At 58.4% G+C, this 15,404-nt stretch carries 11 protein-coding genes; 9 read left to right on the plus strand and 2 right to left on the minus strand.

The annotated features are described in order from the left end of the window. Positions 1-139: 139 nt before the first annotated feature. Together ACA063_RS12795 and ACA063_RS12800 are read right to left on the minus strand one after the other, a co-directional pair. The gene (locus ACA063_RS12795; protein ID WP_201202981.1) at positions 140-556 is read right to left on the minus strand and encodes a RidA family protein; all 417 of its coding nucleotides are present in this window, start codon (positions 554-556) and stop codon (positions 140-142) included. 21 nt (positions 557-577) lie between these two features. Continuing rightward, complete coding sequence (locus tag ACA063_RS12800) at positions 578-1,888, minus strand: flavin-containing monooxygenase (RefSeq protein ID WP_497666158.1); 1,311 nt, start codon at positions 1,886-1,888, stop codon at positions 578-580. Positions 1,889-2,220: 332 nt separating this feature from the next. Here ACA063_RS12800 and tssB point away from each other — a divergent pair, with 332 nt between their 5' ends. The 9 genes from tssB to ACA063_RS12845 all read left to right on the plus strand — a co-directional run bounded on the left by tssB (position 2,221) and on the right by ACA063_RS12845 (position 15,294). Further along, positions 2,221-2,724, plus strand: a complete 504-nt coding sequence (gene tssB / locus ACA063_RS12805) for a type VI secretion system contractile sheath small subunit (RefSeq protein WP_162438489.1) — start codon at positions 2,221-2,223, stop codon at positions 2,722-2,724. Positions 2,725-2,759: 35 nt separating this feature from the next. After that, on the plus strand, positions 2,760-4,298 hold the full coding sequence (gene tssC, locus ACA063_RS12810) for a type VI secretion system contractile sheath large subunit (protein WP_162438490.1): 1,539 nt from the start codon (positions 2,760-2,762) through the stop codon (positions 4,296-4,298). Between the two features lie 39 nt (positions 4,299-4,337). Beyond that, positions 4,338-5,693: a type VI secretion system baseplate subunit TssK gene (tssK, locus tag ACA063_RS12815; RefSeq protein ID WP_497666159.1), complete on the plus strand. Its 1,356-nt coding sequence runs from the start codon at positions 4,338-4,340 to the stop codon at positions 5,691-5,693. Continuing rightward, entirely contained in the window at positions 5,690-6,373 is a 684-nt protein-coding gene (gene tssL, locus ACA063_RS12820; protein ID WP_497666160.1) for a type VI secretion system protein TssL, short form, read from the plus strand. Before tssK ends, tssL begins: the two co-directional genes overlap by 4 nt. 7 nt (positions 6,374-6,380) lie before the next feature. Next, the gene (locus ACA063_RS12825) at positions 6,381-8,156 is read left to right on the plus strand and encodes an OmpA family protein (protein ID WP_497666161.1); all 1,776 of its coding nucleotides are present in this window, start codon (positions 6,381-6,383) and stop codon (positions 8,154-8,156) included. Next, on the plus strand, positions 8,122-8,613 hold the full coding sequence (locus ACA063_RS12830; RefSeq protein WP_162438494.1) for an Hcp family type VI secretion system effector: 492 nt from the start codon (positions 8,122-8,124) through the stop codon (positions 8,611-8,613). The genes ACA063_RS12825 and ACA063_RS12830 overlap by 35 nt, the downstream gene beginning before the upstream one ends. A gap of 152 nt (positions 8,614-8,765) precedes the next feature. Next, positions 8,766-11,426: a type VI secretion system ATPase TssH gene (gene tssH / locus ACA063_RS12835; RefSeq protein ID WP_497666162.1), complete on the plus strand. Its 2,661-nt coding sequence runs from the start codon at positions 8,766-8,768 to the stop codon at positions 11,424-11,426. 2 nt (positions 11,427-11,428) lie between these two features. After that, entirely contained in the window at positions 11,429-14,785 is a 3,357-nt protein-coding gene (locus ACA063_RS12840; protein ID WP_497666163.1) for a type VI secretion system Vgr family protein, read from the plus strand. Continuing rightward, on the plus strand, positions 14,782-15,294 hold the full coding sequence (locus tag ACA063_RS12845) for a hypothetical protein (protein WP_497666164.1): 513 nt from the start codon (positions 14,782-14,784) through the stop codon (positions 15,292-15,294). Before ACA063_RS12840 ends, ACA063_RS12845 begins: the two co-directional genes overlap by 4 nt. Positions 15,295-15,404: the final 110 nt, after the last annotated feature.

Below are 15,404 nucleotides of genomic sequence, written 5' to 3' on the forward strand. Positions count from 1 at the left end.
GACGGGTGCGTGTCTGAAAGGGCGCCATCGCGGGCAAGCGCGCTCCCACAGGGATTGGCAGCGGCCACAAAATGTGTGCACGACGACTTACCCTGTGGGAGCGAGCTTGCTCGCGATAGCCGCAACTCGGTCCTCCCGATTACTCAGGAATCACCGCAATCACATCAATCTCCATCAACCATTGCGGCTGCCCCAACGCCGATACCACCAGTCCGGTCGAAATCGGAAACACACCTTTGAGCCACTTTCCGACTTCCTGATACACCGGCTCGCGATAACGCGGATCGATCAAATAGGTCGTGGTTTTAACAATGTGACTCAAGTCGCTGCCGGCCTCTTCCAGCAACTGCTTGACGTTACGCATCGCCTGTTCGGTCTGCGCGCGCGGGTCACCGAGGCCGACCAGTTTGCCCTCGAAGTCGGTCCCGACCTGGCCACGGACATACACCGTGTTGCCGGCGCGTACGGCCTGGCAAAGGTCGTTGTCCAGGCTCTGGTTTGGGTAGGTTTCCTTGGTGTTGAACATGCGAATACGGGTATGGGTTGGCGTGGACATGTGTGGCTCCTGAAGAAAGAATTAAGCACTGACCGGCGTTTTAGCCGCGACCGCAAGTGGCTCGGCCTGACGTTGAGCGGCATCGTGGTAGTCCAGGTATGAACGCTGGATGGCGATGTGATCGGCCACGTATTTGGCGTCGTGCCAGACGCCCCAAATGAACGAAGAACCCCGACGGGATTGCCACGGCAGGCCGAGGAAATAAATGCCTGGCTCGCTGGCGACACCGCGCTGATGCTGTGGTTTTCCGTGGTCATCGAAGGCATCAACCTTCAGCCAGCTGTAATCTGTGGCGAAACCGGTGGCCCAGATGATCGACGTCACGCCGGCCTTGGCCAGGTCGAGTTCCAGAATCGGGTGGGTGACGCATTCCGGGTCCGGAAACGTGTGCCGCGCCTCTGGCTCTTCCGGCAGGTCCAGGCCATTGCGTTCGATGTAGGCGTCAGCAGCATTCAACAGCGCCAGGTAGTTCTCGTCACCGCGCGCCAGGTTATCGGCCAGATTCGGCTGGAAGGTCGCCACCGCTCCATTGAACGCCTGGGTCAGCCCTACCAGCGTCATCCCGCGATGGGCCAGCCCCCGGAAATCCACCGTGCGCCCGCCATGGGCACCGCTGACCGCGATGGTCACGTGTTCCCGACCAGGCTTCATGGCCGCCTGATCCCACTCGCCGAGCACACCCAGCCACCAGCAGAAATCACGGTTGCGATAAGCGCGAGGAGGGCGATCGTGTGCGCCCACAGACAGGTAGACCTTCTTGCCGGCGCGCTGCAATTCATCGGCGATCTGCACCCCCGACGAACCTGCGCCGACCACCAGCACGGCACCCTCGGGCAGCTGCGCAGGGTTACGGTAGTCAGCGGAATGGATCTGCAGGAACGGCACGTCTCTCGGTGCGATCGGCGGGATGACCGGACGCTGGAACGGCCCGGTAGCCGCGACGACACGGTTGGCTTCGATCACGCCCTCGGAGGTTTCGATGGTAAAGCCCGGACGTCCGATATTGCGCTCGACCTTCAGTACATCCACGCCGGTACGGACGGGGGCGTTGAATTTCTTTGCGTACGCTTCGAAGTAATCGGCTACCCGCTCTTTCGGGGCGAAGCCGTCGGGGCTGAGGTCGTCGAACTCAAGACCGGGAAAGCGATCGTGCCACGCCGGACCGTTGGCCACCAACGAGTCCCAGCGCCCGGTGCGCCAGCGCTCGGCAATACGGTTGCGCTCCAGCACCAGGTGCGGCACGCCGAGTTTGCTCAGGTGCTCACTCATCGCCACGCCAGCCTGACCGGCGCCCACAATCAGCGTGTCTGTTTTTATTGTTTCAGTGGTCATCTCTCTACCCTTCGATGTGGGATTCAGGCGGTTATGGCCTGCCATCTCTTGGGCTCAAGACTAGGGATCACCCCGGTATCGGTAAAATATTATTAAGCTGGCATTTGAGTATAAATAACTGATGCAGAGTGTTTTGTTCCCCGTGACGGGTAGGAGCAGTGCGCATCAGCCGCTAATGACAGAGGTGTCTGTCAGGGTTTTCTATTTTTACGTAGGAATGTTCTGGATTTTGTCCGAAGGGTGGAATGGCTGCGTCGGATGGTCCATCGTTTGCGCCACTGAAAGGATTTTTGTCACGGCAATGATTGTCGTGTGTATGTCTGGAGGCGGTGATGACGTCAAGCAGTTTTCAAAACGAAGTGCCCAAGGCACGGGTCAACATAAAACTCGATTTGCATACCGGCGGTGCGCAGAAAAAAGTCGAGTTGCCATTGAAGTTAATGGTGATGGGTGATTACAGCAACGGCAAAGAGCAGCGGGTAATCTCGGAACGCACCAAAATCGGCATCAACAAAAATAATTTCGACAGCGTACTGGCCCAGTTTTCCCCGGACCTGAAGCTGGCGGTAAAAAACACCCTCGTGGATGACAGCGCCGAAAGCCCGGTCGAATTGAATTTTCAAAGCATGAAGGATTTCGAGCCTGAGCAGGTGGCCCGGCAGATCCCGCAACTGCGCGCACTGCTGGCCATGCGCAACCTGTTGCGCGACCTCAAGTCGAACTTGCTGGACAACGCCACCTTTCGACACGAACTGGAGCGCATCCTCAAAGATGATGCACTGAGTGATGAGCTGCGAGCTGAATTGGCCGCCTTGGCACCCCAGGAAAGTCGTTAATTCACTTCGGATTATTTAAAGGGAATTTTTTCGTAATGAACACAGAAAGTTCTAACGTGCAATCGCGCGGCGCTACAGTGTTGTCTGAAGAAAGCAAAGGCGTTTATAGCGCCCTGTTTGGCAAGATCAATCTCAGTCCAATTACAACATTGGGCGGAATCGAAGTTTTTCAAAATGCCGAAGCACTTTCTGAAGCCTCTGTCGATGAACGGGTAACAGCTGCCGTCAGTGTATTCATGAATCTGCTCAAACAGTCCGCGCAGAAAGTCGAGCGTCTGGACAAGACGCTACTGGATGAACACATAGCGTCGCTGGATGCACAGATCAGCCGCCAGCTTGATGCTGTCATGCACCACCCTGATTTCCAGCGAGTGGAATCCACATGGCGCGGTGTCAAATCGTTGGTCGATCAGACGGATTTCCGCCAGAACGTCCGTATCGAATTGCTGGATGTCAGCAAGGATCACCTGGTCCAGGACTTCGAGGACGCACCGGAAATCGCCCAGAGTGGTTTGTATGTTCATACCTATATCCAGGAATACGACACGCCGGGTGGTGAGCCGATAGCGGCGGCCATTTCCAACTACGAATTCGACCGCAGTCCACAGGACATTGCCCTGTTGCGCAATATTTCCAAGGTGTCGGCGGCAGCGCATATGCCTTTCATAGGTTCTGTCGGTCCCGCTTTTTTCGGCAAAAAATCGATGGAAGAAGTTGCGGCCATCAAGGACATCGGCAACTACTTTGACCGTGCGGAATACATCAAGTGGAAGGCCTTCCGCGATAGCGATGACGCGCGCTACATCGGCTTGCTCATGCCGCGCGTGCTGGGCCGACTGCCTTATGGCCCGGACACCATTCCAGTGCGCAGCTTCAATTACATCGAAAGCGTCAAGGGGCCGGATCACGACAAGTACCTGTGGACCAATGCCTCGTTTGCCTTCGCTGCAAACATGGTGAAGAGCTTTATTGCCAATGGCTGGTGCGTGCAGATTCGGGGCCCTCAGTCGGGTGGCGCCGTCACCGAGTTGCCAATCCACTTGTACGATCTGGGTACCGGGAACCAGGTGAAAATTCCATCGGAAGTGATGATTCCGGAGACCCGCGAATTTGAATTCGCCAACCTCGGCTTCATTCCACTCTCCTATTACAAGAATCGCGATTACGCCTGTTTCTTCTCGGCCAACTCGACCCAGAAGCCGGCGTTGTACGACACGGCGGACGCCACCGCCAACAGTCGGATCAACGCACGATTGCCCTACATCTTCCTGCTCTCGCGCATTGCTCACTATTTGAAGCTGATCCAGCGCGAGAACATCGGTACGACCAAGGATCGTCGTTTACTGGAACTGGAACTGAACAAATGGATCGGCAGCCTGGTGACTGAAATGACGGATCCGGGTGACGACTTGCAGGCGTCGCACCCGCTGCGCGATGCGAAAGTCACGGTAGAAGACATCGAAGACAATCCAGGCTTTTTCCGCGTCAAGTTGTATGCCGTACCGCATTTCCAGGTGGAAGGCATGGACGTCAATTTGTCCCTGGTTTCGCAGATGCCCAAGGCGAAGGCCTAAGCCCCTTCGACCCCAATCACTTCGTAGGGAAACGACGTAATGAAGATAGACCGCCCCTTATGGGTCGCGGGGGCTCTGTTGTCTCCGCAGCAATTCCAGCAGCAGGCGCGCTGGGAAGCCTGGGCCAACGAGCGACTCGCGCATTTGTCCCTGGTGCATCCCTGGGGCGTTCAGGCCGTGGCGTTTGACCTGCAAGCACTGCGATTGGGCAAGCTCAAAGCCACTCAGCTGTGCCTGCGCATGCCCGATGGCACCTTGATCGATACCGATTATATAGACCGGCTGCCACCGGGGCTGGAGTTGACCAGCCTGCTGCCCGATGACGTTCAGAACCCGATATTGGTGTTGGCATTGCCACTGGAACAAGCCAATGGCAACAACTGCCTGTTCGATGCCACCAGGGCAGATCGGCCGATCCGCTATCGCCAGGCCTGGCGTGATGTGCAGGACATTTATGCCGACGAGGTGCAATCGATCGCCGTTCTGGAGCACATGCTGAGCCTGCGCTTCGATCACGACGAGAACGGCGATTACCTGACATGTCCCGTTGCACGTCTGGTGCGCGACGGGCAGGGCGGATGGAGCCTCGATCCAGCCTATGTGCCGCCGCTGCTCAGCTTCGCTGCTCATCCTGGCTTGCTGGTCCAGTTCGACAACCTGCTGACCCAGCTGGCTGCCAAGCGCCAACGACTGATGGGCATGCGCCGGGAGAGCAACCAGCGCATGGCAGACTTTGCCGTGGCCGACGTATCGCTGTTCTGGTTACTCAACGCCCTGAACACCTACCAACCGGTACTGATGGACTTCAAGGCCTGGCCCGCGCGACATCCCGAGCAGGTCTACCTGGAATTGACGAAGCTGGCCGGCGGCTTGCTGACCTTTTCCCTGGAACACGATCTCGACCAGATACCCGCGTACCGGCACGAGCACCTGGAAGCGGTGTTCCCGCCGTTGATGCGCATGATCTCCACGCTGCTCGAGGCGAGTCTTCCTTCGCGGGTTGTTGCACTGACATTGGAGAACAGCAGTGCCAACCGTTGGCAGGTCACCCTCAATGATGCCCGACTGCGGGAACGTGATAGCGCGGACTTCTATCTCTCCGTGCGGTGCCGGCTGCCAGCGGTTGAACTGCAAGGCCAGTTCCCGCGCCTGTGCAAGGTCGGTACCCCGGATGATGTCGATCATCTGATCAACGCCGCGCTCGATGGTGTGCCGTTGCAATCACTCAGCCACGTGCCGGCGGCCATCCCCCTGCGTCTGGAGAACCAGTACTTCGCCCTTGATCTGAGCCACCCCAAGGGGCAAGCCATGCTGGCGGCAGGGGTTTGTGCATTCTACGTCCCGAGCACTCTGGTCGACGTGAAGCTTGAACTGTTCGCGGTGCTGCGCACATGAACCTGAACCCATCCAACGACCCTACGTTGATGTCCGTGGATATCGACGCCCTGTTGCAGGACAGCTACCTGCTGGTCGTGGAGCTGCGACAGGGGGCTTGCGCGCTGAACACAGACAAACTGTCGGCGCTTTGCATCAAGCAGATCGAACTCGTTCGCCGCCTGCTCAAAGAGGCAGGCCTGAGCTCGCGCAGCATCGACCACATCAGCCATGCTCAATGCGCTTTGCTGGATGAAACCGTGCTGGGTCGCGGTAAGGATGAAGACCATGCCAAATGGGCACGCAAGCCCTTGCAGGCAAGGTTTTTCAACCGTCATCAGGCCGGTGAGTTTCTGTATGAAGACATGCGCGAAGTGCTGCGCGAACCTTCGGCCGACCTGCATGTGCTGACAGCCTTTCATCGAGTGCTGATGCTCGGTTTTCAGGGCCGTTATCGTGATGAGAACGACCCCGAACGTGAACAACTGGTAGTTGCCCTGGCAGCCCGTGTAGCGCCTTTGAAACTCAGTCATACGTTAACGACCCACATTAATGTGGGGCGCCGGATGAAGGCGTTTTACTGGTTGCGTTCGCCATTGGCTCATGTACTGGCGGCCAGCCTGCTGCTCGTGGGCGTCTGGTGGGGGCTGGATCATCTGTTGAATGGCGTCATCGCCTCGCTCTCATCGGTCGAGGCGTGAGGAGCAAATGACGCTCAAACTCAAAAAAGCACTGTTGCTGTGGACTGGTGCGCTTGCGTTGGCGCTGCTGGCCTTTCTCCCGCTTGCAGGCTGGGGACAGGTATTCACGGCGTTGACGGTGATGTGTGGCGTCGCGCTCGCCTGGATTCAGGCAGTACGTCGGGCTTCGCGCCAGCGCCAACGCCTGGAGTTTGCGCACAGATTGACGCTGCCTCCAGCGGCTTACCGCCAGCCCGTAATACTGGTGTGCGGTGACGGCCTGGATGGCCTGTTTGGTGCGACAGCCGACGAACAACCCGCGCTACGCGTGACCGAACACGGATGTTATTTGCGGGTATCTCATCTGGAGCAACTGCCGCACTTGACCGACAGCATCATGGCCGTGCGGCCGCAATGGTGCGGTCAGCTCAGTGTGATGTTCGTTGCCAACCCGGCTGAACACACTGATGCCGCGATGCTGGCCGGGCAGGTGCATGCGTTCAGCTATCAGTGGGCACAGAGTCGCAAGCACGGCCTGGCGCTGCCGCTTCTGCTGGTGAGCTATCTGCAAGCCTCACGAGGCGAGGGTCGCTGGTTCAGCTGGGAATCAGGCCAATCGAATTCACGTGTTTACGAGGCCGGCGCTTGCCACAGCCTGGGAGAATGGCAACGTCAAATTTTCAACGGCGTGGCGACGACCCATCGCTTCCAGACAAGCGTGCAACTCGACAGTGCAGCGGCCTGGCTGGCTGATCACGTCATGCCACATTTGACGGCCTATAAACGCCATGCTGTCGGCCCGCCGACGGTCAGTGCGATCACGCTCGTGCCGGCATTGCCCCATAGCGTGAAAGGCAACCTGTGGCAGCAATGGCTGCGTGACAAGGGTGCGCTAGTAGAACACGCGCCAGCGGTCGGCACGTCTCTGCCGTTTCCCGACCCCTTGCTGCATTTGCTTCCCACGAAGGTTCAACGATCTCCAGTGCATCGCGCCGGTGTGATCGCCATGTGGTTGTTCACCGCCGCAGGTGTCATGGCCTTGGCCAGCTCCGCCTGGCAGAACACGTTGCTGCTACGCCAGGTCAGTGACGACCTGCGCCGTTACACGACCATTGCGCCGTTAGAGCACCGTGACAGGCCCGGTTTTGTCCTGCGTGAAGAGGCATTGAGTGCTCTACGCGAGGACGCAGCGCGTCTGGACAGTTACTACCGGGAAGGTGAGCCACTTGCATTAGGACTAGGGCTGTATCGCGGTGAAATTCTGCGAGCCCGGCTGCTGTCGACGATTGCCGGTCACCGTGAACTCTCGGCGGGACCAATGCCCGTGGGAGCACCCAGGCCGGTGCGGCTGAACAGCCTGTCGCTGTTCCGCACCGGTAGCGCACAACTCAAGCCTGAGTCGACCAAGGTACTGATCGATGCCTTGAACGACATCAAGGCTCAGCCTGGCTGGTTGATTGTCATCACCGGGCACACCGACGCCGTTGGCAGTGACGATCACAATCTAAAGCTCTCCCGAGACCGCGCCTCGGCGGTGCACGACTGGATGCGCCAAATGGGTGGCATCCCAGACAACTGTTTTGCAGTTCAGGGCATTGGCAAAAGCCAACCCATCGCCAGCAATGACACCGAAGCCGGACGCTCGGCCAACCGTCGCGTCGATATCCGTCTGGTGCCGGAAGTGGGGGCGTGCGAGTTCCCCACGGCGGGACCAGACCTGCAACCCCCTGTCGCCCTACGCGACATTCATCCAAGAAAAGGAGTTTCACATGGCAATTCCGGTTTACCTGTGGCTGAAAGATGACGGCGGCGCCGACATCAAAGGGTCGGTGGACGTACAGAAACGTCAGGGGAGTATTGAGGTGGTCGCCCAGGACCATAGCCTTTATATCCCGACCGACAACAACACGGGCAAGTTGACCGGGACGCGGGTGCACACCCCGTTCCTCTTTACCAAGGAAATCGACTCATCCAGTCCGTATCTCTACAAGGCGGTGACCACCGGACAGACGCTCAAGAGCGCCGAGTTCAAGTGGTACCGCATTGATGAAGGCGGCGAGGAGGTCGAGTACTTCATCACCAAGCTGGAAAACGTAAAGGTCGTGAAAGTCGCGCCAAAAATGCACGACGTCAAGGACCCGGCCAAGGAGAAGCACAACCACCTGGAACAGGTTGAGTTGCGTTACGAAAAGGTCACCTGGACCTACAAGGACGGCAACATCATCCACTCCGATTCCTGGAACGAACGCCAGAGCGCCTGATGCAACAGGTCCGGCAGACAGGTTCAAGTCTGCCGGGCCTCTGGTGTGCAGGGTTGAGCGTCTGTTCGCGGGCGCTCAGCCAAACACATCAAGCGCCAGGCTTATTGCTTGCCCCGACGACACCTCGCGAATACCGAACAAGGATGTAACGCATGACACAGAATTCCACGCGTTTGCTTCGCCGCCTCAATCCCTACTGCGCCCAGGCGCTCAGTGCGGCGGCTTCGTTGTGTCAAAGCCGTGCTCATGCACAGGTCAGCATCGAGCACTGGCTGCTCAAGTTGCTGGAGCAAGGCGAGGGCGACCTGACCCTCATTGCCCGACGTTACGAATGGGATATGGATGCCCTCTGGCGTGGCCTGCTGGACCATCTCGATACGCTGCCGCGCAGTGTGCAGAGCAAGCCGCAGCTAGATGGCAAGCTGCAGGAACTGATCAGAAGTGCCTGGTTGCGGGCGTCACTCGAAGGTCACGCAAACCTGCGATCGGCACATGTGCTCGGCGCCTTGCTGGAAGCTCCCAACCTGCTCGCATGCGACGCCGCCTGGCCCTTGCTCAGCCTTGGCCAAATTCAGCTGCAACGATTGTTCCCCTTCCTGGATCAACATTCCGAAGAGCGCCCGGAGGTGCAGCAGCCAGAGGGCCTTGGCGACGCAGACGTGCTTGAACCGCTCGCCACTTCGCCAACATGTGACGCCCGGAGCGAAGCTTTGCAGACGGTTCTGGACAAGTTCACCCAGGACATCACCGCCAAAGCCAGGGCAGGGCACATCGATCCCGTATTCGGTCGCGATGATGAGATCCGTCAGGTCATCGACATCCTCAGTCGCCGGCGCAAGAACAATCCAATCCTGGTCGGCGATCCTGGAGTTGGCAAGACCGCATTGGTCGAAGGCCTGGCGTTACGCATTGCCGAGGGCAATGTGCCCGACAGCCTGAAACCGGTGAGTGTGCGCACCCTGGACCTGGGATTGCTTCAGGCGGGGGCGGGGGTCAAAGGCGAGTTCGAACAGCGGCTGAAAAATGTCATTGATGCCGTACAGCAATCGGCTGATCCGGTACTGCTGTTTATCGATGAAGCCCATACCCTGATCGGCGCCGGCAACCAGGCAGGCGGCGCCGACGCTGCCAATTTGCTTAAGCCTGCCCTGGCTCGGGGCGAGTTGCGCACCATCGCCGCCACCACCTGGAGCGAGTACAAGCAGTACTTTGAGCGTGATGCCGCCCTGGAACGGCGCTTTCAAATGGTCAAGGTAGACGAACCGGATGACGCTAATGCCTGCCTCATGTTACGAGGTCTCAAAGCCCGTTATGCCAGTCATCACGGCGTGCACATCCAGGATGCGGCGGTTCAGGCGGCGGTCAATCTGTCGCGGCGTTATCTGACGGGTAGACAGTTGCCGGATAAAGCCATTGATCTGCTCGACACCGCCAGTGCGCGGGTGCGCATGAACCGCGATTGCGAACCTCAGGCACTGGTCCGGATCAAGGCAGGCCTGGCAGCTCTGGAACTGGAACGACAGGCGCATGAAGAGGACGTGCGGCTTTGCGGCGGTACTTCAAGCGAACGCCTCAACATGATCGCCACGCAAGAAGCCGAACTCCTTCAACAGCAAACTGACCTGCTGAGGCAATACCGATTTGAACGCTCTCTGACCCGGCAATTGCTTGACGCACGCCAGACCGAGCATCCGCCGTTAAGCGTCCGCGCACAGGTGCAGCGGCAACTCGTCGAGATCCAGGGCGAACAACCGTTACTCTCTCTGGATGTCGGCGTGCGCGATGTGGCCGAAGTCATTGCCGACTGGACCGGCGTGCCCATGGGCAGTCTGCTCAAGGACGAACAGACCAGCCTGTTGGCTCTGGAACATCAGTTGAACGAGCGGGTCATTGGCCAGGAGTCCGCGCTGAGTGCGCTGGCCCAACGCCTGCGTGCAGCCAAGACTGGCCTGACGGAAGAAAAGGCCCCGTTGGGGGTATTCCTGCTGGTGGGCACCAGTGGCGTCGGCAAGACCGAAACCGCCCTGGCCTTGGCCGACTGCCTGTTTGGTGGCGAGAAATCGCTGATCATCTTGAACCTTTCCGAGTATCAGGAAGCTCACACGGTCAGCCAGCTCAAAGGTTCGCCGCCGGGTTACGTCGGTTACGGCCAGGGCGGTGTATTGACCGAAGCAGTGCGACAGCGGCCCTACAGCATCGTATTGCTTGATGAAGTGGAAAAGGCCCACCGCGACGTCCTGAACCTGTTCTATCAAGTCTTTGATCGTGGCTTCATGCGCGATGGCGAAGGGCGCGAAATCGACTTTCGCAACACCGTCATTCTCATGACCTCCAATCTTGGCAGCGATGTGCTGCAAGCGGGACTTCAGGAGCAACCCGAAGCATCGGACAGTACCCTGCACGAATGGCTGCGGCCAACCCTGCGTGAGCATTTTCAACCGGCGTTGCTGGCGCGTTTTCAAACCCTGGTTTATCGGCCTTTGCAACCCGAGGCACTCAAACAAATTGTTGCGCTGAAACTCGCTCGGGTCGCCAACCGCCTGCAGCGCCATTACGGCCTGAGCTGTGAGATCGACGAGTCACTGAAGGATGCGTTGGTAGCCGCCTGCTTACTACCCGACACCGGCGCCCGCAACGTCGACAGTCTGCTCAACCAGCAGATCCTGCCCGTTCTCAGTCAGCAATTACTGCAGCGTCAGGCCGCCAAACAAAAAACCCGCAGCGTCACCCTCAGCCATAGCGACGATGAAGGCATCACCCTCTGTTTCGCCGACGCAATGAGCGCGGATATGCCTGTCGTGACGGAGGCCTGAACATGCTCACCCAACTGCCCGCTTTCTTCGACCACAGCCGCCACAAACTCGAGGTCCGTCGCGTCGATTTACCCCTCGACGTCCTGGCCTTCCACGGTGAAGAACGCCTCAGCCAACCCTTCACCTACCTCATCGAATTCACCTCCACTCAACTCGACATCGGCGCCGAGCAGCTGCTCAACAAACACGCCCAGTTCAGCCTCTTCGCCGCCGTGCCACCGCTGTTCATCCGCGGCCTGCCCAAGCCCGAAATCAACCCCCTGCGCACCTTGCGCGGGGTCATCACCGGCTTCAAGCGCCTGTCCGGTTCCAACGACGAAGCCCGCTACGAAATCACCCTGCAACCGCGCCTCGCCCGGCTGGGCAGGGGCCAACAGTGCCGCATCTACCAGCATCAATCCGTGCCGGAAATCGTCGAGCACATCCTGCGCAGTCGTCACGACTTCGAAGGCCAGGACTTCCTTTTCCACCTGCACCGCGACTACCCCAAGCGCGAGCAGGTGATGCAGTTCGGCGAAAGCGACCTGGCCTTCATCGACCGCCTGCTGGCTGAAGTCGGCATCTGGTACCGCTTCACCAGCGACGATCGCCTGCACATCGACGTCGTCGAATTCCACGACGACCAACGCGCCTACCAGTTCGACGTCGAACTGCCGTACCGCCCGCCCTCCGGCCTCAACAGCCACCAGCAAGACGGCGTCTGGCAGCTGCAATCGAGCCACGCCGTGGTCGAACAACACGTCAACATCCGCGCCTACCACCACCGTGACGCCCGCGCCCATCTGGACGGCGAAATCGACCAGACCCGTGGCGCCCCGACCACCTACGGCGAGGCCTACCACTACGCCGAACCCTACACCGTGCTCGGCGACCGCTACGACCAGGACGAAGACCTGCAAAGCGAAAGCGGCTACTTCTACGCCCGCCTGCGCCACGAACGCTACCTCAATGCCCAGACCCGGCTCAGCGGCATCAGCAGCAGCGCCACCCTGGCACCCGGCCAGGTGCTGAAAATCTCCGGCGGCGCGCCCCAGGCCTTCGAGTCCGGCAGCGTCATCACCCAACTGATCACCCAGGCCGCCCGTGACCGCAGCTTCGAAGCGCACTTCCAGGCCATCCCCTACTCGCAAACCGTGTGCTTTCGTCCACCGCTGCCGGCCAAACCACAAATCGCCGGCACCATCCCCGCCCGCATCACCAACCCCCAGGCCAACGACCCGTACGCCGAAATCGACCTCGAAGGCCGCTACCGGGTCAACTTCCTGTTCGACCGCGACACCTGGAACCCCGGCCTGGAAAGCATGTGGCTACGCCTCGCCCGACCCTACGCCGGCGACACCCACGGCCTGCACCTGCCACTGATCGCCGGCACCGAAGTGGCCATTGCCTTCGAGCAAGGCGACCCGGACCGCCCCTACATCGCCCACGCACTGCACGACAGCCAGCACCCGGATCACGTCACCCTGGCCAAACGCGACCACAGCCGAAATGTGCTGCGCACGCCGGCCAACAACAAGTTGCGCATGGAGGACCGGCGAGGGCAGGAGCACGTCAAGCTCAGTACGGAATATGGTGGGAAAAGTCAGCTGAATCTGGGGCATCTGGTGGATGCCAAGAAGCAGAAACGGGGGGAGGGGTTTGAGCTGCGCACGGATGACTGGGGGATTCTCCGCGCGGGTAAAGGGATCTTTATCAGCGCTGATGGACAGCCCAAGGCAAAGGGTGAGCAGCTCGACATGACGGCGGCCATTGAACAACTGGAAAGTGCGTTATCGCTGGCGCGCTCCCTGGCTGATGCCGCCCGTAGTGCACAAACCACACCGAACGACACCGACAGCCAGCGGCGCCTGTTGCAAGCGCTGAACGGATTGGCGCAACCGGGTGTCTTGCTGCATGCCCCAGCGGGCATTGGCCTGGTCAGCCCGGAGGCCGTGTGCCTGTCCTCGGGCACTGAAAGCGTCGCCATCGTGGCCGCCCACAACACCGACATCAGCGCCGGTCACAACTTCACAGCCACCGCGGACGGTGGTGTGAGCTTGTTCGCACACAAGGCTGATATGCAGCTAAAAGCCGCCCAAGGCAAGGTCGAGTTGCATGCTCAAGGCAGCCACCTCCACGCTTTGGCAAAGTCCGATATCAAGATCGAAAGCGTCGAAGGACGCGTTGAAATCAGTGCGCCGGATGAGCTGCTGCTCAGCTGTGGCGGCGCCTACATTCGCTTGAAGGGCGGCGAGATCGAGTTGGTGGCGCCCGGCAACATCTACCTCAAGGCTGCGCATGTGCAAAAAATGGGTGCTGCCAGTCTGGAGACACCCGTGACACCGTTGCCGAAAGGGTATGCCGCTGGTTATCGCTTGAAGGACGAGGCTCAGGCACCAACGCCGTTTAACCGTTACAAGATCACCACCGAGCAGGGAGAGGTATTCAGCGCAGTGACCGACAAGGACGGCCACACCATGAGTGTGCACACGTTGTTGCCGGGTGCTTTGAAAATAGCGTTTCCAACTTATGACGAACAACTTCGCTTGCTGGGTCCGAATGGTGAGGTGCCGAGTAATCTGAAGTACTCGATCACGTTGTCAGACGGTAGCGTGATGGATGGCGTGACGGATTCGCAGGGTTACACGCAACGCTTGGTTACTCCGCAGCCTGCCCGGATTACGCACTTGACGCTCCACCCGCCAGAGGAGGTCGCGCCTTTTTGTTGTGCTGCACAAAATGCCCAGGCCCCAATGGAGATTGACCTGACGGCCAGCAACATCTCTACCCATGACACGGACGTGGGCAGTTCAACCCACCACGTCCCCCTGCCCAAAGGCAAAAAGCGTCCTCTGACGTCTGGTGAAATCGCCATGGCAGGTACTGTCTTCAGGGATGCCATTGATTACACCAAAGTCAAGGTGCATCACGGCGGGTGGTGGTTGTTCTTTGGATTTCAGAATACCGCCGTGACGCCTAATGGTGAGATGTACTTTCCGGAGAGTACCAAGTATTACAGAGAGGATTTCTCAGCAACTGGTAGAGGTCGGGATAAAGCGTTGTTTATGCACGAGATGACACACGTCTGGCAGTACCAACTGGGTTATCCCGTGAAGCGACGGGGCCTGACTGTTACAAGTCAGGGAGCGGCTGCGTATATATACAATCTGGTGCCTAAAAGCGTGTTCTCGGATTTTAATATGGAACAGCAGGGTGAAATTGTATCTGATTATTATATGATCTGTGTCGAGGGCGATCCAAGCGCCGTATGGAATTACGACAACAGGAACAAGAATCCCGTAATGCTCGCTTCAGTATTGGAGGGGTTGTTGCTCACTCCTACTAATAAAAGTCATCTCCCCGATGATAAGAACTTATGAATATCGTTTCCGTTTTTACAATTTTTGTATTGATCACGCCTGTTACTGCTGCTAATGGCACTCCTTGGGGCGCAGCTGAAGACGCAGTTATTCGACTTCAAGAAGGTAAACTTGCTCTATGTCTGCCGGGAAAGCCTACGCAAGGAACTAGCATCAGCTCAATATCCATATCTCAAAATAACGCCAAAACTGGGGGGCGAGTGACTGTCTGGGACATTGAGTTAGAAAAAGGCAGTGTTCCTCTGTATTTGGAATCAGGCGGCTGTATTTCGTATGGTACTAAATTGTCAGGATATAAAGAGTTGGTTTCTCCGAGGCCATTGAGTGCTGGAAATACGTACTATTCTCGTGTGAATGTATATGTTGAGAATCCAGTCAGAACCAGTACTTTGTTTTACGATGCAGTTTTCTGCGTGCAAGAAAAATCTCCGGGTTTGTTTGATTATCTTCAATATCAATACATGTCAGATGGGTCGACGATAGTGCCTTCTTGTGGAGTGGGGTTGTGATGGACGAGGTACGACCGAGTCTTGACTTGTAGGGCGTTTCGCTCCTGGGTGGAAGTTTTTCAAACCCGTAAACGGATCTTGATCCCGGCCCGAACCGGATCACTGATGTA

It is taken from the genome of Pseudomonas sp. LBUM1643, from assembly GCF_059716215.1.

Bases quoted from the DNA above. Each gene is read 5' to 3' on its own strand.
- ACA063_RS12840 (WP_497666163.1), top strand. From the start codon at position 11,429: ATGCTCACCCAACTGCCCGCTTTCTTCGACCACAGCCGCCACAAACTC.
- tssB (WP_162438489.1), top strand. From the start codon at position 2,221: ATGACGTCAAGCAGTTTTCAAAACGAAGTGCCCAAGGCACGGGTCAAC.
- ACA063_RS12830 (WP_162438494.1), top strand. From the start codon at position 8,122: ATGGCAATTCCGGTTTACCTGTGGCTGAAAGATGACGGCGGCGCCGAC.
- tssK (WP_497666159.1), top strand. From the start codon at position 4,338: ATGAAGATAGACCGCCCCTTATGGGTCGCGGGGGCTCTGTTGTCTCCG.
- tssC (WP_162438490.1), top strand. From the start codon at position 2,760: ATGAACACAGAAAGTTCTAACGTGCAATCGCGCGGCGCTACAGTGTTG.
- ACA063_RS12800 (WP_497666158.1), bottom strand. From the start codon at position 1,888: ATGACCACTGAAACAATAAAAACAGACACGCTGATTGTGGGCGCCGGT.
- ACA063_RS12795 (WP_201202981.1), bottom strand. From the start codon at position 556: ATGTCCACGCCAACCCATACCCGTATTCGCATGTTCAACACCAAGGAA.
- ACA063_RS12825 (WP_497666161.1), top strand. From the start codon at position 6,381: ATGACGCTCAAACTCAAAAAAGCACTGTTGCTGTGGACTGGTGCGCTT.
- ACA063_RS12845 (WP_497666164.1), top strand. From the start codon at position 14,782: ATGAATATCGTTTCCGTTTTTACAATTTTTGTATTGATCACGCCTGTT.
- tssL (WP_497666160.1), top strand. From the start codon at position 5,690: ATGAACCTGAACCCATCCAACGACCCTACGTTGATGTCCGTGGATATC.
- tssH (WP_497666162.1), top strand. From the start codon at position 8,766: ATGACACAGAATTCCACGCGTTTGCTTCGCCGCCTCAATCCCTACTGC.